The organism is Mesorhizobium cantuariense, assembly GCF_042647205.1.
Classification (GTDB): domain Bacteria; phylum Pseudomonadota; class Alphaproteobacteria; order Rhizobiales; family Rhizobiaceae; genus Mesorhizobium; species Mesorhizobium cantuariense.
This window is the reverse complement of the sequence record NZ_JBHRVD010000001.1, coordinates 7,225,940-7,246,493: the sequence shown is the minus strand read 5'-3', so window position 1 is coordinate 7,246,493 and position 20,554 is coordinate 7,225,940. Positions and strand designations below refer to the sequence as shown.

Below are 20,554 nucleotides of genomic sequence, written 5' to 3'. Positions count from 1 at the left end.
CCTACGTCTTTAGCCAACTCTTCGTCAGGACAGGAGCCGAAGCGATGAACTGGATCACCAATTACGTTCGCCCGAAGATCAATTCGATGCTCGGCCGGCGCACCGACATGCCCGAGAACCTCTGGATCAAGGATCCGGAGACCGGCGAAATGGTGTTCCACAAGGATCTGGAATCCAACCAGTTCGTCATTCCCTCGTCCGGCCATCATATGAAGATCTCGGCCAAGGAGCGGCTGAGATTCTTCTTCGACGACGGCAAATACGAGACCCTGGACAACCCCAAGGTCATGCAGGATCCGCTGAAATTCCGCGACGAGAAGCGCTATGTCGACCGGCTGAAGGACGCCAAGGCCAAGACCGGCCTCGAAGACGCGATCATCAATGCGCTGGGGACCGTCGAGGGCCTGCCGGTTGTGGTCACGGTGCAGGATTTTGCGTTCATGGGCGGCTCGCTCGGCATGGCCGCCGGCGACGCCATCGTGCATGGCTTTGAGGCGGCTCTGCAGCGCAAGCGGCCGCTTATCCTGTTTGCCGCCTCCGGCGGCGCCCGCATGCAGGAAGGTATTTTGTCCCTCATGCAGTTGCCGAGGACAACGGTCGGCGTCGACCGGCTGAAGGAAGCCGGCCTTCCCTACATCGTCGTTTTGACCAACCCGACCACCGGCGGCGTCACCGCTTCCTATGCGATGCTGGGCGACGTGCACATCGCCGAGCCCGGCGCGCTGATCGGCTTTGCCGGACCGCGCGTCATCGAGCAGACCATCCGCGAGAAATTGCCCGACGGCTTCCAGCGCTCCGAATATCTGATGGAGCACGGCATGGTCGACATGGTGGTGTCGCGGCTGGAACTGCGCGAAACCATCGCGCGCCTGTTGAAGATGCTGCTCAAGCTGCCGGAGGAGCAAAAACCGCTGGAGCCGGAAATCCTGCCGCCGGCCACCATTCCGACGGAAGCCCGACCGCAAGCCTGACGCGACATCGTGCGCCGCGAACCGCGATTGCGCGCGCTTTGCGACCCGCATAGGATTCTTCCATGATGACGCTTGCCGCCGACCGCGAAATCGAAGCCCTGATGGCGCTTCACCCGAAGGGCTTCGACCTTTCGCTCGACCGCATTTCGCGGCTTCTGGAGCGGCTTGATAATCCGCAGGACCGGTTGCCGCCGGTGATCCACATCGCCGGCACCAATGGCAAGGGTTCGTGCGCTGCCTTTTCGCGCGCCCTGCTCGAAGCTGCGGACTACCGCGTCCATGTCCACACCTCGCCGCATCTGGTCAATTGGCACGAGCGCTACCGGTTGGCCGCCGATGGCGGCGGCAGGCTGGTCGAGGACAGGGTTTTCGCCGACGCCATCGCCCGCGTCGCCAGGGCCAATGAAGGCGAGACGATCACCGTCTTCGAGATCCTCACCGCCGTCACCTTCCTGCTGTTTTCCGAACACCAGGCCGACGCAGCGATCATCGAGGTCGGGCTCGGCGGCCGTTTCGACGCGACCAATGTCGTCAAGGAACCGGCCGTGTCGGTGATCATGCCGGTGTCGCTCGATCACGAGGCCTATCTCGGCGACCGTGTCGAACTGATCGCCGCCGAAAAGGCCGGCATCATCAAGCGCGGCTGCCCGGTGGTCATCGGCGCACAGGAAAGCGAGACGGCGCTGCAGGTGCTGATCGAAACCGCCGAGCGGTTGGAGTGCCCGACCTTCGTCTACGGCCAGGATTTCCTCGCCTTCGAGGAAAACGGCCGCATGGTCTACCAGGACGAAGACGGCTTGATGGACCTGCCGCCGCCCAGGCTGCCCGGCCGCCACCAGTTCGCCAATGCTGCGGCGGCGATCGCCGCGGTCAAGGCAGCCGGTTTCGAGATCAGCCATCGCGCCGCCGAAAAGGCGATGATCAATGTCGCCTGGCCCGGCCGCATGCAGAAGCTGGCGCAGGGCCGGCTGGCCGAACTGGCGCCGAAGGGCGCCGACATCTGGCTCGACGGCGGCCACAATCCGGGCGCCGGCGTGGTGGTTGCCGAAGCGCTGGCCGAGCAGGAAGAAAAGAACCCGCGTCCGCTCTTCCTCATCTCCGGCATGATCAACACCAAGGACCAGAGCGGCTATTTCCGTGCCTTCAAGGACCTTGCCCGGCATGTCTACACGGTGCCGGTGAGCCTGAGCGACGCCGGCGTGCCGAACGACGAACTGGCGGTCCGCGCGACGGAAGCGGGACTGACGGCCGAGCCGGTGAGTTCCGTTGCCAATGCACTGATGCTGCTGCGCGACACCTGGGACGGCCCGGCGCCGCGCATCCTGATCGGCGGTTCATTGTACCTGGCCGGCGCGGTGCTGGCCGAGAACGGCACGCCGCCGACCTGAGGCGCCGACTATCTATGCCTTGCGCGGCTAGCGGCGGCTGCAGCCGAAAGGGTCCTACCTTGGCTTTCCACCTGCTTCAAAAATCCCACGGTGAGATCAGGTCAAGGCTGGTGGTGTCAAAGTCGCTGAGATTGCGCGTTGCCAGCCGGCCTCCATTCACGCGCGCTATCGCCGCAATCATGCCATCGGGAGCTGACATACCGCGACCTTGGCGCGTCGCGGCCCCCATGATCTCGCCGTAAGCCAAGGCAGCCTCTTCCGTCAGCCCAAAAATCCGGTCGGCAAATCGATGGCGCCATCGGGAAAGTCCCTGTTCCAGCCGATCGGCACGCTCATCAGGTCGTATTTTTTGAATACCGAAGGCGATTTCAGCAATCGTCACTGTAGGAAGGGCCAGTTCAGCGTCATTACGGACAAGCCACGCCAGGACAGCTGGGGCCGGCGTCTTCTTCAGAGTCTCCGAAATCACGTTGGTATCGACGAAAATCAAAGCTCAAGTCCCGAATGAACCTGGCGGCCCTCGCGAATAATTTTCTCCAGATCGATGTCAACGCCATTGCTTGCAGTCAGGCTGGTATAGAAAGTGGAAGCGGGTTCACGGCCCGCTTCACGAATCTCGTATGATTCAAGCGCACGTTCGACCACATCGGCTATCGAACGATTTTCACGACGTGCAAGCCTATGAGCCAAATCGCGTGCTTTTGCGCTACGGACTGAGAGCTGTGGTTCGGCCATTTCAAACTCCCTTTTGGAAGGGATATAGACCGATCCGCCCCTGCCATCAAGATGGCAGCTGATGGCACGCCATCACAGTGATGGATTTCCAGCGCACCGATCAGCGGTCAAAGGCGTGTCACTTCAGTTCGATCTCGATAAAGGCATATTCGCCTTCATTGGCGTTGATGACGTCGTGCTCGACGCCCTCCTTGCGGAAATAGGGCGCGCCCTTCTTCATTTCGGCGAAGGATTCGCCGTCCTTGGTCAACAGCTTCACCTTGCCGTCCATCAGCGGCACGACGACATAGTCGTGGCCATGGCGGTGCCAGCCGGTGTTCTCGCCCGGCGCGAAGCGGTATTCGGTGACGATGACACGCTGATTGTCGATGAAGACGGTGGCCTTGGCGGATCCAGTCATATCGCTTCTCCCTGCTCTGCTGCCAACAGAAGACATGGAGTGGCCGTACGTCAGGGCCAGAGCGGCCCAGCGATGACGCCAACAAAAAGCCCGGCACGAGGCCGGGCTTGATGGTCATGAATTTCAGATGGATCAGGCGAGGTTGCCGTTGATCCAGTGCGACAGCGCGGTCTTGGGCGCCGCACCCACCTTCATGTCGGCCATTTCGCCGCCCTTGAAAATCATCAGCGTCGGGATCGAGCGCACGCCGAACTGGGCGGCAAGCTCTGGATTCTCGTCGATGTTGAGTTTGGCGATCTTGACCTTGGCGCCAAGTTCGGTGGCGATGTCTTCGAGAGCCGGCGCGATCATCTTGCAGGGACCGCACCATTCCGCCCAGAAATCGACGACGACCGGTACGTTGGCGTCAAGCACATCGGTCTGGAAGTTGCTCTTGTCGACCTTGACGGTTGCCATATGGAAAAATCCTTTCGAAAGTTTTTGTCCCACCAAATGTGGTGGTGATCGCGCCCTTCTTCAAGCAGGTGTTGTGTCACGCTCCCGTGAGTCGAGCAAGGGCGTCGTCCATGGCGCTGGCCGGCAGTTCGATCAGCCGCGGCGCCTCGGTGAACAGCAAAGCCGCCTTGACCGTGCGGCCGGGATAGAGCGGTTGCAGCAAGGCGCGATAGAGAGCGAGTTGGAGCAGGTAGGCCGGCGGAACCTCGGCCAGAGAGCCGGGTGCCGGCCGATTGGTCTTGTAGTCGACGATCGAGACCGCGTCCGATGTCACCGCCAACCGGTCGATCTTGCCGGAAATCAAGCGCTTTTTGCCCTTGACCTCCAGGCTGCCCATGATCGCGACCTCGGCACGCGACGATGGTGCAAACAGCTGACCAAAGCTGACGTCGGCAAGGATTGATGTGACCGAAGCCAGGGCCTTTTCACGCTCTGACGAAGGCCAGTCCGCACCCGTTCGTGCGAGATAACGTTCCGCCGCGCCCTGGCGTTCGGGCTCGGCAATGCCGGGCAACATCTGCAGCAGTTTGTGCAGGGCAAGCCCACGCAGCACGGCAAAGCCAGGCTCGGCATCGGCGTCGAGCACCGGCGACGCCTTGTCGACCACCGCTTCCTTGCCTTCGTCGATCAGCGCCGAGGCGCCGGATGGCGACAGCGGGCGCGGCAGGTCCTCGAAAGGCGGCAGGGGGCGGAACAAGGCCGCCGGCAAGGGACCGAAAGCATCGGCCCGCCGTGCCTGCTCGCTGGAAACCATTGCGACGGGCGGCAGCTTCGTCACATGGAAACGATGCACCGGCTCGCCGCCGGCGGGATGCGCACGCTGCTCGCTCTCGGGAGCGTCGAGCAGGGCGCGGCTGACGATCGAGTGCCAGGTGCCGGCGTTCGGCGCCCGCTTGCCGTGATAGCCGCAGACGATCAGCCGGTCCTCGGCGCGGGTCATGCCGACATAGAGCAGCCGGCGGTATTCGTCGTTGGCGAGTTCTCGAGCCCGCGCCGCCGCTGCTTTGGAAAAGCCATTGGCGACGTCGCTGGCGGAGCGCCAGAGATAGCCCTTGCCATCCCAGTTCGTGCCGGAGCCGTCGAAGGGCATCAGGCGTGGCAGATGCTGGTCGCTGAACGGGGCGGAACCGCCATCGACCAGGAACACGACCGGCGCTTCCAGGCCCTTGGCGGCGTGCACGGTCATGACCCGGACCTCGTCGCGGGTCTGGTCCATCTCGCGCTTGATCTCGGGACCGGCGTTCTCCAGCGTCGACAGGAAGGCTTCCAGCCCCGGCAGGCCGGTTCGCTCCTCGGCAAGGCAGAAACTGAGGAACTCGTCGAGAATATCGCCGGCTTCGGGGCCGAGCCGCGCGATCATCTTGCGGCGCACGCCATCGCGCGCCAGCAGGCCAGCGTAAAACTCGAACACCGGTTTGAAGGCGGCCTCGTTCGTCCAGATGTCGACCTGGGCGACGATCTTCGCCAGTCTCTCGCTTTCGCCGGCGTGCTGTCGCAGCGACGCGATCAGCGACAGGCCGGACGGCCTCTCCGCGGCGAGCGTAAAAAGCGTCTCTTCGGGCAGATCGAAGATCGGGCTGCGTAGCACGGCGGCGAGTGACAGGTCGTCCTGCGGCTGGATGAGGAGATGGCCGAGCGCGATCAGGTCCTTGACCGCGATGTGTCCGGGCAGGCTTAGCCGGTCGGCGCCGGCGACCGGAATGTCGCGACGTTTCAAGGCACGGGTGAGCGCGTGGACGAAGCGATCGCGCTTGCGCACCAGCACTAGCACGTCGCCCGGCCGCAGCCGCTTGCCGCGGCCTTCGATGATCTCACCAGTGCCGATCCAGCCGGCAATGGTGGCGGCGACATTCTCGGCAACGCGCACCGCCGGCGCATGCGCATGGTCGATGGCCTGCGTCCAGTCGTCGGGCTCATCGACGACGTCGGCACCGACCGACGGCCACACCTCGACATAGCCCGGTGCGTCTGTGCGGATCGCCTGGTGGCGCAGCGGATCAGGATCATGGCTAATGCCGCGCCGCACGCTTGCGTCGGCGAAGACGCGGTCGACTGCGGTAAGAACGTCGTCGGTCGAGCGGAACGACCAGGTCAGCTTGAGATCGGCGAAGGACGCCTCGGCGTCGCGCACCCGTCCCGCAAACAACAGCCGGCTGTCGGCGAAAGAGTCCGGGGCGGCGCCTTGGAACGAATAGATCGACTGCTTCTCGTCACCGACGGCAAAGACCGTGCGGTGAACCCTGTCGCGGGCGCCAAGGCCGGCAAAGAATTCTTCCGCCAGCCGCTTCACCACTTCCCATTGATCCGGGCTGGTGTCCTGCGCCTCGTCGAGCAGGATGTGGTCGATGCCCTGGTCGAGCTTGTATTGCACCCAGGGGCCGGCGTCAGGCCGCGCCAGCAGGTTCACCGTGCGGGTGATCAGGTCGTTGAAATCGAGAAAGCCGCGGCTGCGCTTCAGCACTTCGTAACGGGCGATCAGCCAGTCGGCGATGGTCAGTGCGGCGCGCGTGCCTTCCAGCATCCGGAACAGGGCCAGCCGGTCGACTGTTTCGATGATGGCTTTGGTCGCCGAGAGATAACGCTCCGCCAGATCCGGCAGCCGGTCGACCAGAGCCTTCTTGAAGGCCTTTGCCGGGTCGTAGGCGTCGCCATCGGTCTTGAGGAAGGCTCGCGCGAGCAGTTGCAGGCGGCGAATGGGATCGCCCTCGGCGAAAGCCTGGCGCGCATAAGGCAGGATGTTGTTCAGCACCGATCTGGCGTCGGCGGCTTCTGCGGCCCGGGCAAAGCCGGCAAAATAGTCCGGTAGGAAGCCCGGCAACGGCCACACCGAAGCCGCTATGCCTTCGGCGGTCTGGCCGGGGTGGAAATGGAATTCATCGAACAGGGCCTGGAAGCGCGTGCCGTCGCGGCCGACGGCGTCGATGAAATTACGCAAGCCGTCGCGCTTGCGCACGATCTCGCCCAACAAGGCGTCGAGCCCCGCTTCGCCGCCACGGTCGAGAATGGTGGCAAAGGCCTCGGCCAGATCCCTGTCGCCGGCGGCGGAGATCATCTCGCGGCGCGCCGCGGCAAACAGCGACGCTTCCATCTGGCCATCGAGCATCTCGAAATGGGCCGGGATGTTGGCCTCCAGCGGGAACTGGTGCAGCACCGATTCGCAGAAGGCATGGATGGTCTGAATCTTCAGCCCACCGGGTGTTTCCAGCGCCTCGGCGAACAGGCGTCGCGCCCGGCGCATGGTCTCGAGATCCGGCCGCCGGCCTTCCAGCACCTCGACCTTTGCCGCCAGATCCACGTCACCGAGCGTCGTCCATTCCGACAGTGTCGAGAACACCCTATTGGACATGTTTGCGGCAGCGGCGCGCGTATAGGTCAGGCACAGGATCTTCGACGGGTCAGTGCCGCGCAGCAGCAGCCGGATGACACGCTGGGCCAGCACATGGGTCTTGCCGGAGCCGGCATTCGCCGACACCCATGCGGAATTGCCGGGATCGGCGGCGCAGGTCTGGCTGGTCGCGGTGTCGCTCGGGATGGGATAGGCTTTCTTCATGCCTCCCCTCCCTCGTCACCGGCATCGCCGCCTGCCGACCATTCGAGCACGCGGGCAAGATGGTCGTAGTCGCCATCGGTTTCGCCTTCGCGAAACGGCAGCGCGCGCGACAGGTATCCAGTCGTCGGATCGGCATAGTGGATCAGGAGCTTTTCCAGCCGCGCCCAGGCCTCTTCGGCGAGGTCGGTGGCGGTTCGCGGCTGGCGGTTGTGTTCGAGGATCGATTCCTCGAACACCTCGCCATTCGGCTTCAACCGCACGAACGCCAATTGCGAGGGTTCGCGTGCGCCCAAATCCTTGAAAGCGCCGCGCCTGAGCAGCGCACCCTCCAACGCCAATTGCGGCGCCAGCAGCGTGTGCGCCTGCGCCTTGGATGGCGAGGAGCCCGTCTTGTAATCCAGTATGTCGGCCATGCCGCCGGCCAGCAGGTCGACGCGGTCCGCGTAGCCGGACAGTGTGGCGCCGGACTGGCCGACGACGGTCTTTCCGGCGCGCTCCTCGGCATGCCGCTGGATCACCGCGTCGGCGCGCGTGCGCTCCCACTCGATGATGTTGGTGGCAAGTTTTTCGAAACGCGGCCACCATACCGCCTCGACATCGGCCGGGAGTGCGGCTTCGGCAAAACAGGCGCGGCCGGCGGCGATAAGGCCGGCAAGCGCATCGGGCGCGCGCGGATCGGCCACGCGCGCCGAGAACAAATGCAGGATGGCGTGAAACAGCGTGCCGCGTTCGGCCGCACCGGGATCGCGAATGACCGGATCGAGCGGCATCAGGCCGAGGATCCGTCTTGCATAGACGGCGTAGGGATCACGGCGCAGGGTCTCGATCTCGGTGACCGAGAAATGGCCTGGGCGTACTGACAGTGGCGGCTTCGGCTGCGGCCGTGGCGCGAAATCCTGCCTTGGGCCGGTATCGAGCGAGCGCGCCCAGGCGAGCAATTCGTCGCCACGCCGGCGCAGCTCCGCCGCCTGGTCCTTGCCGATGAAGGTGAGCAGGCGCTGCAGCCAGCGCGACGGCACGGCGGGTGCGTCGCCGGCGCGTGCCGAGCGGGCCAGCACCACCTTCCTGGCGCCCATCGCCATCTGAAAATCATGCGCGGCAAGGCCAATGCGCCGTTCGGGCGGTTCGAGGTCGATGCCGGTCTTCATCAGCCGCGACATGAAGCGGTCGCTCTCCGGCTTGCGCGGCCACACGCCCTCATTGAGCCCGCCGATGACCAGCGTGTCGACAGTCTGCAACCGCGCTTCCAGCGCGCCCCAGATGGCGATGTTCCTGTCGGTGCCTTGCCCCGGTTTGACCGTTTCGGCCGCGATCAGCGCCGCCATCACGTCGGGCCACTCGTTGCCCGCGAACGACAATGGCGCCGAAGCCGCGACCAGCCCGCGCAGCAGTTCGGCAAGCTTCTCACCGGCGTCACCGGCATAGAGTTCGCCAAGGCCGCCATCGGCGGTGCGGCCGAGATTTTCGAGTGCGACAACGCTGGCCCTGACCAGTGCGGCAAGGTCGGCATCATCCTGGCCGCGAAACGCCGCAAGTGGCGCGAGCGCTTGCTTGAGACGTTCGAGCAAATTCCGCGCGCTTTCGATGGAGCGCACGGTCAGCCGGGAAAACCAGAAGGGCGGGCGGCTGCCGCTGCCGAGGCCGGTGAGGCGGGCCCCGAACAGTTCCGGTAGCGAAACGATATCGGGCCGGCCGGTGCCACCGCGCAGCGCCACCAGTTCGACCAGTTCAGCCGCGTGGCGTACATCAGCCCGTTCGAGGCCGAGACCAAGCAGCGGATGCTTGAGTAGCGACAACAGGCCAACCGGGTCGCCTGGCCGGAACAGCGCCTCGAGCGCCAGCCTGAGCAGGCTGGCCGCCGGGGTGTTGGCGAGCGGCGTGCCACCGGAATCGTCGGCAACGACGCCGAAGCGCTGGAGCTCGATCGAGACGCGCCGCGCCAGTGCACGGTCGCCGGTCACGAGAGCCGCCCTTTGGCCGGGTTGTTCGACCGCGCGCTTGAGCGCGACGGCGATGGCAACGGCTTCATCGCGTTCGCTGGCGGCTTCGAGCAAGGTCACCTCGGCGAAGGCGCCGGCAATGTCGGACGCCGGGAAACCGGCACGTGTTTCCGCCCAGAGTTCGGTGGTCTCGGCCGGCCGCAATGCTTCGCCGACAAGGGCGGCGCGAAGCGCAAGTTGCGGTTCGCCCGCGCCGATCTCCTCGACATCGCCGCGCAGCACGCCGATCTTGCCGATAAACCTGGCGAGGCCATATTGCGGGTGGCCAAGCACGGCCGGACGTGCGCCGGGCGCCGCAATTGCCTGGAAGGAGGCTTCGTCCAGCGTCCGGTCGAGACCGGGCAGCACGATCGCACCGCCGGGCAAGCGCGCGATCGCGGCAAGCAGTTCGGCCGTGGCCGGTATTGAGCCGGTCGAGCCCGCGGCGATGACCGGCCCGGCTGGCGGATTGCGCTGCAGCCGCACGGCCTCGGCGCGGATTAGCGCGCTGCGATGCGCGGCCGGATTGGAGCGGTCGCTCTCTTCAAGGAATCTCGGCCAGGCGTCGGTGACGATGCCGAGGAATTCGAGCGTCACCTGCCACCATCCGGCAAGGTTGCCGGTCACCAGATCGGTCAGCTTGGCCCAGTCCGTGCCTTCCGTCTCGATCTCGTCCATCAGCCGGGCGAGATCGCGCGCCAGCCAGATCGCGTCGGCGGTGGAGGCCGGGATGACGATCTCCTCGGCAAAAAGGGCGGCGACATGCGCCGGCAGCCGGCGTTTCCAAGCCCGCACCAGCGGCGTCAGCAGTAACAGGCGTTCGGTTGCCCCGATCGGCGGCGCGAGATCGATGGCCGCCGATGCCTCGGTCTCGAATGCGGCCTCATCCTCGTCGAACTCGCCCAGTGGCCGGATGACCGGCAGGATCGCCGAACCGCCGCCGCCTCGTGCCACCAGACTATCGACGAAGACACCCCGCAGAGCACGCGCGGCACGGCGCGTCGGCACATAGATGGTGACATCGGCCAAAGCGAGCGGGTCGCCGTCGAACCGAAAGCCCGGAACGAGGCGGCCGGCAAGCAGCGCCTCGGCAAGCGTCGGCAGAAACGGCGCTCCGGGAGGAATTGAGAAAACGCGGCTTGAGCCGCTCATTGCGACTCGGTCAGTGCGCCGGCGACCGCCGCTTCCGCGAGCGCCATGGCATCGGGCGTGCCGACGGTGATCCAGTGGCCATGCATCGACATGCCGAACAGCCGCCCTGCGGCAATGGTCGAATCGAAATAGGCGTTGAGCGAGTGCGGCCCGGCCGGTGCGCCCTCGAACAGGCGCGGATGGACGATCGCCGCCCCGGCATAGATCAGGCCCGCCGGATCCCCCCTTGAGCGCCGCAAGCCGCCATCCGGCGCCACCAGGAAATCGGTGTTGCCACAGTGTCCGGTCGCCTGATGGAGATCCGCCAGCATCAGCAGAATATCCATTTTCGCCGCGTCCCATGCAAGGGCGAGGCGCTGGAGATTGAGCGGACCGTCGTCGATCCAGAAGGTGTCGGCGTTGAGGATGTAGAAGGGCTGCTCGCCCAGTTCCGGCAACGCCTTGACGATGCCGCCGGCAGAATCGAGCAGTTTTTCGCTCTCGTCGGAAATGACGATCCGTGGCGCGCGGCGCGCGGTGACATGGGCGACGATCTGTTCGGGAAAATAGTGGACGTTGACCACGGCCTTGGCGACACCGGCGGCGGCCAGGCTGTCCAGGCTCCAGTCGAGCAACGTCTTGCCGGCGATCCTGACCAGCGGCTTGGGAATGGTGTCGGTGATCGGCCGCATGCGCTTGCCGAGCCCGGCGGCAAGTACGATTGCGGTGTCCGGTCTTGCAGTCACAGCGTGCGCTCCTCGAGCAACCCATGCGCATTGTAGAAATCCCGCAGGCCGGCGAGCGCTGGATGGGACAGTGCCCGCCGCAGATAATCGCGAATGCGCGGCAGGTGCTTCAGATAGTAGGGCTTGCCGTCGCGCTTTTCGAGGCGGACGAAGATGCCGAGGATCTTGGAGTTCCGCTGCGCCGCCATGATGGCGTAGGATTCGAGGAAACTTGCCTCGTCGAAAGCACCGGCTGCATGGCGCGCCGCGAGATAGGCATCCAGCGTCTTTCTCTCGATCTCGGGCGACATCGTAACACGAGCGTCCATGGCGAGCGAGGCGACGTCATAGGCGGACGGGCCGATCAGCGCATCCTGGAAATCGACGATGCCCAGCCGATCATGCCCGGAACGGTCGCCGCGCCAGATGATGTTGGGCGAATGGAAGTCGCGCAGCATCAGCGTGACTTCGCGGCCGTGCAGCCGGTCGAGGAGCGCGTTCCATTCCTTGTGGTAACCGGCGCGCAAGCTGTCGCTTGCCGGGCTGCCCGATATCGCCGGCACGTACCAGTCGACCAGCAGATCGGCTTCGATCATCATGGCATCGCGGTCGAACGGCGGCACGTCGTGGAAGCCGCCGTGTCCTGTTTCCAGGCGCTGCGGCCAGGTCCTGCCATGCATCATGGCCAGCAGCTCGGCCGCTGCCATGTAGCGCTCGGCCACCGTCTGGCCATCGCCGCCAAGGAAACCTTCGGAACCAAGATGTTCGAGCAGCAGGAACCCCTGATCCTGGTCCTCGGCATGGATTTCCGGAACGCTTACGCCGCCGGCCTTCAGGGCTCGGTCGATGGCGACGAAGGCGGAGACCGACTGCGCGGTATGAGCGATCTCGGCATAGGGCTTGCCGTCGCGAACCGGCGGGCCGAGCACCAGCCGCGGCGAGTTCATCAGCACTTGCGGCTTCTGGTTCGGCAGCGAAACGATCTCATAGGAGCGGGCCGAGGCATCGCCAATGAAATGGCGGCGCCACGCTTCCCCCCAGCCTGCGCTTTCGAGAAAGTCGCGCATGGCCAGCGACCGTGCCACCCGATCGAAGGCAGCGCCCTGCCCCGACAATCGCGCCAGCCGGCCCTCGCCATGCTGGACGAGTTCGATCAGAACCGTGGTTTTCGGCAGATAGGCATCCGCTCGTTCCGGCCATTCGACCAAAGCGGCTCCTTGCGTCAGGGCTTCGTCGAACCCAAGCTCATCGATCTCGGCCGCCGAAGACAGGCGGTAGAGATCGAAATGATGGACGGGAATGCGGGTGTCGTAGCTCTGCACCAGCGTGAAAGTCGGGCTCGGCACATCGAGGCCGGCATCGTCGGCCAGGGCCCTGATCAAGGCCCGCGCGAGCGTCGACTTTCCGGCGCCGAGATCGCCCTTGAGGGCAAGCACATCACCCGGACGCAGCGACAGCGCAAGATCCTCGCCCAGCCGCGCTGTCTGTGTCTCGTCGGCGAGCAAACGCTCCAGCACCAATCCCGTCATCGAACGCGCTACTCGGCCGCGGCGCGGATGCCCGGCATGTCGGGAAAGGTGCAGATGACGGTCGTGCCCTTGTCCTTGCCGGTTTCGATGCGAACGCTGCCGCCATGCAGCTCGACAAAGCTCTTGACGATCGACAGGCCGAGACCGGCGCCGCGCCGGCGGCCGCCATTGGCGCGCGGCTCGAAACGGCGGAACACCGAATCGAGCAGGTCCGGCGGCATGCCGGGGCCGTCGTCATGAACCGAGAATTCCACTCCGTCCGCCAGATGGCGGCAAGTGAGCCGGATGGTGCTGGCTTCCGGCGCGTAGTTGGCGGCGTTGCTGAGCAGATTGTAGAGGATCTGGCGGACGCGGATCTCATCGCCGTGAAAGGTCTTCGGTGCCGAGGCTGCATCGACCTCAAGCCTGATCGAATGCTCTTCCAGCCGGTCGGCCACCAGTTCGGCCGCAGCCGCGATGGTGCGATCGACCTGCACCTCGGAAATGTCGAGCTGCATGATGCCGGCGTCCACCGTCGCCAGGTCGAGGATGTCGTTGACGATGGTGAGCAGGACCGAGGAGGACGAGCTGACATGCTCGACATATTCACGCTGCTTCTGCGTCAGCGGACCGGTCGCCGGCAGCGACAGCAATTCGGTGAAGCCGATGATGTTGGTCAGCGGCGAGCGCAGTTCATAGGAGACGTGCTGGACGAATTCGTTCTTGAGCTGATCGGATTTTTGCAGCGCCTCGTTCTTGTCCTTCAGCGCCCGTTCGACATGGACGCTGTCGGTGACATCGACGAAGGTCATCATCACTTGCCCGTTGGGCAACGGTATCATGGCGTAGCTCAGCACATTGCCGTTGTTGAGTTCGGTCTGGCCGTGGCGGTCGCGGCGCTCGTCGTCGAAGCCGGTGATGGCGGCAACGAAGCCTGGCCAGGGACTGTCCGCCGCCTGCCGGTCGCAAAGGTCGCGGATGGTGGACACATGGACATTTGGCTTGGCCGCTTCGCCGCTCAAACCCCAGAGTGTGGCAAAGGCGGGATTCGACAGCCGAAGCCTGCCGTCGGGGCCGAACACCGCCACGCCTTCGGCAAGATTGTCGAGCGTCTCGCCCTGGACCCGCACCGCTGTCTGGTAGCGGCTTTCGAGGTCCATCTTCTCGGTCAGGTTCTCGAACACCCAGGTCACGCCGCCCTTGGGCTGCGGGTTGGCGACGACGCGGATGGTCTTGCCGTCCGGCAGATGCCACCAATGTTCCTGGGATTCGACGGCGCGATAGGCGCCGAGCAGGCCTTCCTTCCAGCGGCGCCATTCGGGTTGCTCGGCGATCTTGCCTTCGCTGCGCAGCCGGTCGAGCAGCAAGGCATTGTCGGGAGCGCTGTGCAGGAAGCCGCTGTCGAGCCCCCACAGCTTCTGGAAGGCCTGGTTGAAGAAGCGCAGCTTCTCGTCGGTGTCGAAAATGGCGACCGCCGTATTGAGCTGGTCGAGCGTATCGGCGTGGCTCCTGACGGTCCGTTCGTATTCGCCGCGAACCGCCTCGATGGCGCTGGTGTCGCAGGCAACGCCGGCCGAGCCGTCGCTGCCGGCGAAATCGGTGACCGCAAACACACGGCGGTCGCCTTCGATCACGGTGGAAAGCGACTGCTCGAAGACCGGATGCGTCTTGTGTTGGGCGGAAATCGCGTCGCGTGCCTGGCCGCCGAGGAACTCTTTTGCCTCCCGAACCGCGGCTTCGGCATTTTCGGCTTCCACCGCATCGGCATAGGCCCGGTTGACCCATTTCAGCCGACCATCCTCGCTGCGAAGCCATGCCGGCATGTTCAGCGCGTCGAGCAGGCCGATCATCGTGTCATGGTCGGCGGCCAGTCGCTGGTTCTCGATCTTCAGCCTGGCCTGGCTGCGCTGCGTCTCCGAAAGCGAGACGAAACGCACGAGCACATGCGCCGCGCTCTTGCGGCCATGCACTTCGAGCGGCGCGCCGGCCTGCGATTCGATGACGAGGTCGAAGGGTTTGGCCTTTTCGCGCAATCCCGCAACGGCATGTTCGAGCGCCGCCGCAGAGCGGGGCATCAGCCAGCGGCCGAAAGCGAGGAAAGCCGCCCGATCCTCGGGCGCGCCGCTTTCGACGGGCAATGTGCCGATGAGTTCGGGCTTCTTGTTTTCCGCGGTCCAGACGACCACGCGCTGGTCGCGCAGATTGATGAGCGCCTCGGAGCGGCGGAGCGCGGCGTTGATGTCGGCGAGACGGCTCCTGAGTTCGGCATTTTCCGCCGAGGTGCGGGCTCTTTCGCGGATGAGAACGATGGCCGACAGAAATGCGGTGCCGGTCACGCCGACAAACACGGCAAGCTGCATCACCTCGACGGCGCTCATCGACAATCCGGCTACGACGGCGCCAGCGGTTTCGGCATGCGCGACAGCACCAGCCAAGGGGCCGGCAAACGCGGAGGTGGCAAGGAACAGTCCCGCACGGGCGCGCCAGGAAAGGCCCCCGCCTTCCAGGACGGAGCCAATGGTTCCCGAATCGTCATGGCCGCCGGAAACGGCCCGTCCCGCTCTGTGCGGGTGTTGCCCCGGCATGTCTTGGTCCTCTCCGCCGCCTGAATGCAAGACCGCCCTGATGCGCGCCTCTTTAGAACCCCTCTCGGGCTGGAAGCATCGCCGAATCACCTGACAATAACCCCTCGCCGAATCGCCGTGAAGGCTGATGGCGCGCAAAAATAAAGCCGGGCGAAAAGTCAATCGCCCGGCGTCAATATCTGGTAGTAATTTTAGCTTTGGTTAATAGCGGTAGTGTTCCGGCTTGAACGGACCCTGCTGCGTCACGCCGATATAAGCGGCCTGCTCACCGGACAATTCGGTCAGACGGGCGCCGAGCTTGTCGAGATGCAGCCGCGCGACCTTTTCGTCGAGATGCTTGGGCAGGACATAGACCTGATTCTCGTACTGGCCGGGCTTGGTGTACAGCTCGATCTGGGCCAGTACCTGATTGGTGAAGGAGGCCGACATGACGAAGCTCGGGTGGCCGGTGGCGTTGCCGAGGTTGAGCAGCCGGCCTTCCGACAGAAGGATCATCCGCTTGCCGTCCGGGAAGGTGATCATGTCGACCTGCGGCTTGACGTTGGTCCACTTCAGGTTGCGCAGCGCGGCCACCTGGATCTCGTTGTCGAAGTGACCGATGTTGCCAACGATCACCATGTCCTTCATCGAGCGCATATGGTCGAGAGTGACGACATCCTTGTTGCCGGTGGTGGTGATGACGATGTCGGCGGTGGGGGCCGCATCTTCCAGCGTGACGACTTCAAAACCGTCCATCGCCGCCTGCAGGGCGCAGATCGGATCGACCTCGGTGACCTTGACGCGGGCACCGGCGCCCTTGAGCGAGGCCGACGAGCCCTTGCCGACGTCGCCATAGCCGCAGACGACCGCGACCTTGCCGGCCATCATCGTGTCGGTGCCACGGCGGATGCCGTCGACCAGCGATTCCTTGCAGCCATATTTGTTGTCGAACTTCGACTTGGTGACCGAGTCGTTGACGTTGATGGCGGGGAAGGGCAGCAGGCCCTTCTTCTGCAGCTGGTAGAGCCGGTTGACGCCAGTGGTCGTCTCTTCGGTGACGCCGCGGATCGCCGCCTTCTGCTTGGTGAAGAAGCCGGGCGAAGCCTTCAGGCGCTTCTTGATCTGGGCGTAGAAATATTCCTCTTCCTCGCTCTGCGGGTTGGACAGCACATCCTCGCCGGCCTCGGCGCGGGCGCCGATCAGGATGTACATGGTAGCGTCGCCGCCATCATCGAGGATCATGTTGGAGAGACCGCCGTCGGCCCACTGGAAGATCTTGTCGGTGTAATCCCAGTACTCCTCCAGCGACTCGCCCTTGACGGCAAACACCGGGATGCCGGCTTCGGCGATGGCGGCGGCCGCATGGTCCTGGGTCGAGAAGATGTTGCAGGAGGCCCAGCGGATATCGGCGCCGAGCGCCTTCAGCGTCTCGATCAGCACCGCCGTCTGGATGGTCATGTGCAGCGAGCCGGTGATGCGCGCGCCCTTCAGCGGCTTCTTGTCGCCGAATTCCTCGCGGCTGGCCATCAGGCCCGGCATTTCGGTTTCGGCGATCTCGATTTCCTTGCGGCCCCAGCCGGCAAGCGAGATGTCGGCGACCACATAGTCCTTGCTACCCGTCATGGCAGTGCTCCGATGCAGATGTTGTGCTGCGAATTGGTTGCGGATGCGCCCGCGCCGGTCGGCGCGTCGAAGGGCGCGAATTGCCGGCCTGACTAGCAGATCGGGGCGAAGACGACAATGGGATATAAAGAAATCTTTATCCCTGCATGTCTCGCGGACATGCATTGGCGGTGTAACTGATCAGCTTTCCTCGCCGAAGCGGGACGCCACCAGCTGCTCCAGAGCATCGATGACCTGCCGGGCCTCCGGCCCGCTGGCGGTGACGCGGATCGAGTAGCCGGGGCTTGCCGCCAGCATCATCAGGCCCATGATCGAGGTGCCGCCGACCTTGACGCCGTCCTTCTCGACATGCACCGAGGCGTCGAAGCCGCTGGCCAGCTGGACGAATTTCGCCGAGGCGCGCGCGTGCAGGCCGCGCTGGTTGATGATGGGAAAGTCCCTAGTAATCGGATCTTTGGCGATATGATCTTTTTCCGGGGACAGCGCGTTCATTTGCTGCTCAAGAGCTGGCTGGCGACGTTGATGTATTTGCGGCCGGCCGCCTGAGCCTCGTCGAGGGCCGCCGCCATATTGTCGCCCTTGCGGATCGACGAGAGCTTGATCAGCATCGGCAGGTTCATGCCGGCGATCACCTCGGTGCGGCCGGACTCCATCACCGAAATGGCAAGATTGGAGGGTGTGCCGCCGAACATGTCGGTCAGCACGATAACGCCCGCCCCGGTATCGACACGGGCAACCGCGTCGACGATGTCGCGGCGACGCTGCTCCATATCGTCGTCGGCGCCGATCGCCACGGTTTCGAAATTGTCTTGTGGCCCGACGACGTGTTCCACGGCATGTCGAAACTCGGCGGCCAGTTGACCGTGCGTTACAAGCACGAGTCCGATCATTCTTTGGTGGCTCCCGTCATCGCCGCTTCACAGGCGCATTTTATGCTCGCCAGCCATTCCAGGCGGCGGGAGCGCTATCTTGTCGACGCACGGCCCGTTGACAAGCCCAAAATTGCGCAGGCCCATGCCATTTTGACGCATTGCAGCAAAAAAGCCGGGGCGGATCATAGAAAAGGCGCGATCGACAGCCGCGCCATCACGGCGGGCAAGGCCGTGGCGGCGTTGCGCTCGGCAAGGTCGATACGCGGCACTGGGCAGCCTGCGACCGGCTCGCTGATATCCTCCTGGAAGCGGGCCATCTCTGCCTTTGGCACCAGCCGCACATGCAGGTCGATCACTCCGCCCGGCTCGAACGGCAGCGGGCGCGGCATGAACCCAGGCACTTCGGCGAGACCGGCGATGGTCGCCGGCACGCGACAGACCAGCCGCCCGGCGCGGGCCGCGGCAAGCAGCCTGTCGTCACCGATCAGCCGCGAGAACAGCCCGCGCGCGCGGCAATGGTCCAGGAGTGTCAGCGCCAGCGTCGTCTTGCCGGCGCCGGACGGCCCGGTGATAAGGACGCCGCGCTCGCCGATCAGGATCGCGGTTCCGTGAATGTTTTCAGGCTGCGCAACTGGATCATGCACGATCTTGCCCGATCATGTTTTTGGATGAAGCATGATCTTGTCCGAAAACCGGTTCCCACTTTTCGGGATCATGCCTGTTGGATGAAGCATGATCTTGTCCGAAAACCGGTTCCCACTTTTCGGGATCATGCCTGTTGGATGAAGCATGATCTTGTCCGAAAACCGGTTCCCACTTTTCGGGATCATGCTTCGGCCGGCAGCGTCACGACAAAGCGCGCGCCCTTGATCTCGCCAGGCTTGGTGCCAGGGATGTTCTCGGCAGTCAGCGTGCCGCCATGGGCCTCGACGATCTGCCTGGATATCGACAGGCCAAGGCCCGAATTCTGGCCGAACGCCTCGCCGGCCGGCCGGTCGGTGTAGAAGCGTTCGAAGATGCGGTCGATGTTGTCGGCGCGGATACCGGGACCATTGTCGTCGACGGTGACGATGTTGAACTTGCCGGCGCGTGCCAGCGACAGGCTGATGTGGCCATGGTCCTCGGGAACGAAGGAACGGGCGTTCTCGATCAAATTGGTGATGACCTGGCCGATGCGCAGATCATGCCCGACGACGACATAGCCTTTGACGCCCTGCGGCAGCTTGGCGACCTTGAACTCGATCTCGACCGCCTTCTTGTTGCGCGTGGCTTCACGCGAAACGGCGACGAGATCGGTGATGAATTTCTTCAGGTCGACCGTTCCGGCATCTTCACGCGCCAGCTCGGCGTCGAGGCGGGAGGCGTCGGAAATATCGGTGATGAGCCTATCCAGCCGCCTGACATCGTGCTGGATGATGTCCATCAGCCGGCCGCGCGAATTGTCGTTCTTGGCCAGCGGCAAGGTTTCCACCGCGCTGCGCAGCGATGTCAGCGGGTTCTTCAGCTCGTGCGACACGTCGGCCGCAAAGCTTTCGATCGCCTCGATGCGGGCGTAGAGCGCGTTCGTCATGTCGCGTATGGCGATCGACAGATTGCCGATCTCGTCCTGGCGGTCGGAAAAGTCCGGGATTTCCTCACGGCTTTTGACGCCGCGCCGCACCCGCACCGCTGCCGCCGACAGCCGGCGCAGCGGATTGGCGATGGTGGAGGCGAGCAGCATCGACAGGATGGCGGTGACCAAGGCCGCGATGCCGAAGACGCGCAGGATCGCCTTGCGCTCAGCGGCGACGATCTTGTCGATGTCGCCGCCTTCGGTCGACAGCATCAGCACGCCGAGAACGGCGCGGAAGCGCTGGATCGGCACCGCCACCGAAACGATCTGCTCGCCCTGTTCCGAGACGCGCACGATGGTCGACGGGCTGCCGGTCAGCGCCTTGACCACTTCCGGGAAAGCAGCGCCATTGCCGCCCGGCTGCTCGTGATAGACCGGCAGCTCGGTGTTGCGGAAGAAGTCGAAGACGAATTTCTGGATGCGCTCGACAAGATCGGGCTCTTCCTCTTCAACCGGCGGCAGATCGTAGCGCAGGATCTGGCCGCGCGAATAGAGGTGGCGCGAATCGAGCAGCAGATTGGCGTCGCGATCATAGATGCGGGCGCGGGTCCGGGTCGGCGAGATCAGCCTTCTCAGCACCGGCGCGACGCGCTCCGGATTGATCGGGAAGTCGAGATTGTCGAGCTGGTCGGAGCCGGGTCCCAGGCTCTCGCCGGCCTGCAGCTCAAGCAGCTTTTCCGGGTCGATGCTGATTGAATCCGTCTCGACCGTCGCCGACGCGGCGATCGCGCCGGCGATGATCTCGCCCTGGGTCATCAGGCTTTCGACGCGGGCGTCGATCAGCCCGTCGCGGAAGGTGTTGAGATAGAGGATACCGGTCACCAGGACGGCAAGGCCGGCGAGGTTGAGAAAGAGGATACGCCGCGTCAGGCTGGAAAAGATATGATGGCCGAGGAAGCGGCGCATCGGCACCGTGATCTTCGACACGAAGGACGGCATGATCCGCGACGGCCGCCTGCTGGCGCCCGCCGGTCTTGTTCTCTGTGCCTCGACTGCCATCG

Annotated in this window: 16 protein-coding genes; 2 read left to right on the top strand and 14 right to left on the bottom strand. The window is 64.5% G+C overall.

The window, feature by feature from the left end:
- The first annotated feature begins 44 nt into the window (after window positions 1-44).
- Entirely contained in the window at window positions 45-971 is a 927-nt protein-coding gene (accD, locus tag ACFOJ9_RS35470) for an acetyl-CoA carboxylase, carboxyltransferase subunit beta (RefSeq protein WP_127263183.1), read from the top strand.
- Between the two features lie 62 nt (window positions 972-1,033).
- Complete coding sequence (locus ACFOJ9_RS35465) at window positions 1,034-2,359, top strand: bifunctional folylpolyglutamate synthase/dihydrofolate synthase (protein ID WP_378986307.1); 1,326 nt, start codon at window positions 1,034-1,036, stop codon at window positions 2,357-2,359.
- Between the two features lie 76 nt (window positions 2,360-2,435).
- On the opposite strand, the gene ACFOJ9_RS35460 is transcribed toward ACFOJ9_RS35465, so the two are convergent.
- From ACFOJ9_RS35460 to ACFOJ9_RS35395, 14 genes are all read right to left on the bottom strand, one after another.
- Entirely contained in the window at window positions 2,436-2,849 is a 414-nt protein-coding gene (locus ACFOJ9_RS35460) for a type II toxin-antitoxin system VapC family toxin (protein ID WP_378986305.1), read from the bottom strand.
- On the bottom strand, window positions 2,846-3,094 hold the full coding sequence (locus ACFOJ9_RS35455; protein ID WP_378986303.1) for a type II toxin-antitoxin system VapB family antitoxin: 249 nt from the start codon (window positions 3,092-3,094) through the stop codon (window positions 2,846-2,848). Before ACFOJ9_RS35455 ends, ACFOJ9_RS35460 begins: the two co-directional genes overlap by 4 nt.
- A 118-nt stretch (window positions 3,095-3,212) precedes the next feature.
- On the bottom strand, window positions 3,213-3,494 hold the full coding sequence (locus ACFOJ9_RS35450; RefSeq protein ID WP_378986301.1) for a cupin domain-containing protein: 282 nt from the start codon (window positions 3,492-3,494) through the stop codon (window positions 3,213-3,215).
- A gap of 132 nt (window positions 3,495-3,626) precedes the next feature.
- A complete protein-coding gene (gene trxA, locus ACFOJ9_RS35445) occupies window positions 3,627-3,950 on the bottom strand; it encodes a thioredoxin (protein WP_127380281.1) in 324 nt (107 codons plus the stop codon).
- Window positions 3,951-4,026: 76 nt separating this feature from the next.
- The gene (gene addA / locus ACFOJ9_RS35440; RefSeq protein ID WP_378986298.1) at window positions 4,027-7,539 is read right to left on the bottom strand and encodes a double-strand break repair helicase AddA; all 3,513 of its coding nucleotides are present in this window, start codon (window positions 7,537-7,539) and stop codon (window positions 4,027-4,029) included.
- Window positions 7,536-10,670, bottom strand: a complete 3,135-nt coding sequence (gene addB / locus ACFOJ9_RS35435) for a double-strand break repair protein AddB (protein ID WP_378986296.1) — start codon at window positions 10,668-10,670, stop codon at window positions 7,536-7,538. The genes addA and addB overlap by 4 nt, the downstream gene beginning before the upstream one ends.
- Entirely contained in the window at window positions 10,667-11,395 is a 729-nt protein-coding gene (locus ACFOJ9_RS35430; protein WP_378986294.1) for a nucleotidyltransferase family protein, read from the bottom strand. The genes addB and ACFOJ9_RS35430 overlap by 4 nt, the downstream gene beginning before the upstream one ends.
- Window positions 11,392-12,903: a tRNA (adenosine(37)-N6)-threonylcarbamoyltransferase complex ATPase subunit type 1 TsaE gene (gene tsaE / locus ACFOJ9_RS35425; protein WP_378986292.1), complete on the bottom strand. Its 1,512-nt coding sequence runs from the start codon at window positions 12,901-12,903 to the stop codon at window positions 11,392-11,394. Before tsaE ends, ACFOJ9_RS35430 begins: the two co-directional genes overlap by 4 nt.
- A gap of 8 nt (window positions 12,904-12,911) precedes the next feature.
- Complete coding sequence (locus ACFOJ9_RS35420; protein ID WP_378986290.1) at window positions 12,912-15,467, bottom strand: ATP-binding protein; 2,556 nt, start codon at window positions 15,465-15,467, stop codon at window positions 12,912-12,914.
- A 201-nt stretch (window positions 15,468-15,668) separates the two neighbouring features.
- On the bottom strand, window positions 15,669-17,069 hold the full coding sequence (ahcY, locus tag ACFOJ9_RS35415; protein WP_378986288.1) for an adenosylhomocysteinase: 1,401 nt from the start codon (window positions 17,067-17,069) through the stop codon (window positions 15,669-15,671).
- A gap of 180 nt (window positions 17,070-17,249) precedes the next feature.
- Window positions 17,250-17,561: an HPr family phosphocarrier protein gene (locus ACFOJ9_RS35410; RefSeq protein WP_056589312.1), complete on the bottom strand. Its 312-nt coding sequence runs from the start codon at window positions 17,559-17,561 to the stop codon at window positions 17,250-17,252.
- The gene (locus tag ACFOJ9_RS35405) at window positions 17,558-17,959 is read right to left on the bottom strand and encodes a PTS sugar transporter subunit IIA (protein ID WP_023761135.1); all 402 of its coding nucleotides are present in this window, start codon (window positions 17,957-17,959) and stop codon (window positions 17,558-17,560) included. Before ACFOJ9_RS35405 ends, ACFOJ9_RS35410 begins: the two co-directional genes overlap by 4 nt.
- A gap of 164 nt (window positions 17,960-18,123) precedes the next feature.
- A complete protein-coding gene (locus ACFOJ9_RS35400) occupies window positions 18,124-18,585 on the bottom strand; it encodes an HPr kinase/phosphorylase (RefSeq protein ID WP_136616485.1) in 462 nt (153 codons plus the stop codon).
- A gap of 182 nt (window positions 18,586-18,767) precedes the next feature.
- Window positions 18,768-20,552, bottom strand: a complete 1,785-nt coding sequence (locus ACFOJ9_RS35395; RefSeq protein ID WP_352554645.1) for a sensor histidine kinase — start codon at window positions 20,550-20,552, stop codon at window positions 18,768-18,770.
- Window positions 20,553-20,554: the final 2 nt, after the last annotated feature.

Coding starts and splice junctions, on each gene's coding strand:
- accD (WP_127263183.1), top strand. CDS start 45: ATGAACTGGATCACCAATTACGTTCGCCCGAAGATCAATTCGATGCTC.
- ACFOJ9_RS35465 (WP_378986307.1), top strand. CDS start 1,034: ATGATGACGCTTGCCGCCGACCGCGAAATCGAAGCCCTGATGGCGCTT.
- ACFOJ9_RS35455 (WP_378986303.1), bottom strand. CDS start 3,094: ATGGCCGAACCACAGCTCTCAGTCCGTAGCGCAAAAGCACGCGATTTG.
- ACFOJ9_RS35450 (WP_378986301.1), bottom strand. CDS start 3,494: ATGACTGGATCCGCCAAGGCCACCGTCTTCATCGACAATCAGCGTGTC.
- trxA (WP_127380281.1), bottom strand. CDS start 3,950: ATGGCAACCGTCAAGGTCGACAAGAGCAACTTCCAGACCGATGTGCTT.
- addA (WP_378986298.1), bottom strand. CDS start 7,539: ATGAAGAAAGCCTATCCCATCCCGAGCGACACCGCGACCAGCCAGACC.
- addB (WP_378986296.1), bottom strand. CDS start 10,670: ATGAGCGGCTCAAGCCGCGTTTTCTCAATTCCTCCCGGAGCGCCGTTT.
- tsaE (WP_378986292.1), bottom strand. CDS start 12,903: ATGACGGGATTGGTGCTGGAGCGTTTGCTCGCCGACGAGACACAGACA.
- ACFOJ9_RS35420 (WP_378986290.1), bottom strand. CDS start 15,467: ATGCCGGGGCAACACCCGCACAGAGCGGGACGGGCCGTTTCCGGCGGC.
- ahcY (WP_378986288.1), bottom strand. CDS start 17,069: ATGACGGGTAGCAAGGACTATGTGGTCGCCGACATCTCGCTTGCCGGC.
- ACFOJ9_RS35410 (WP_056589312.1), bottom strand. CDS start 17,561: ATGAACGCGCTGTCCCCGGAAAAAGATCATATCGCCAAAGATCCGATT.
- ACFOJ9_RS35405 (WP_023761135.1), bottom strand. CDS start 17,959: ATGATCGGACTCGTGCTTGTAACGCACGGTCAACTGGCCGCCGAGTTT.
- ACFOJ9_RS35395 (WP_352554645.1), bottom strand. CDS start 20,552: ATGGCAGTCGAGGCACAGAGAACAAGACCGGCGGGCGCCAGCAGGCGG.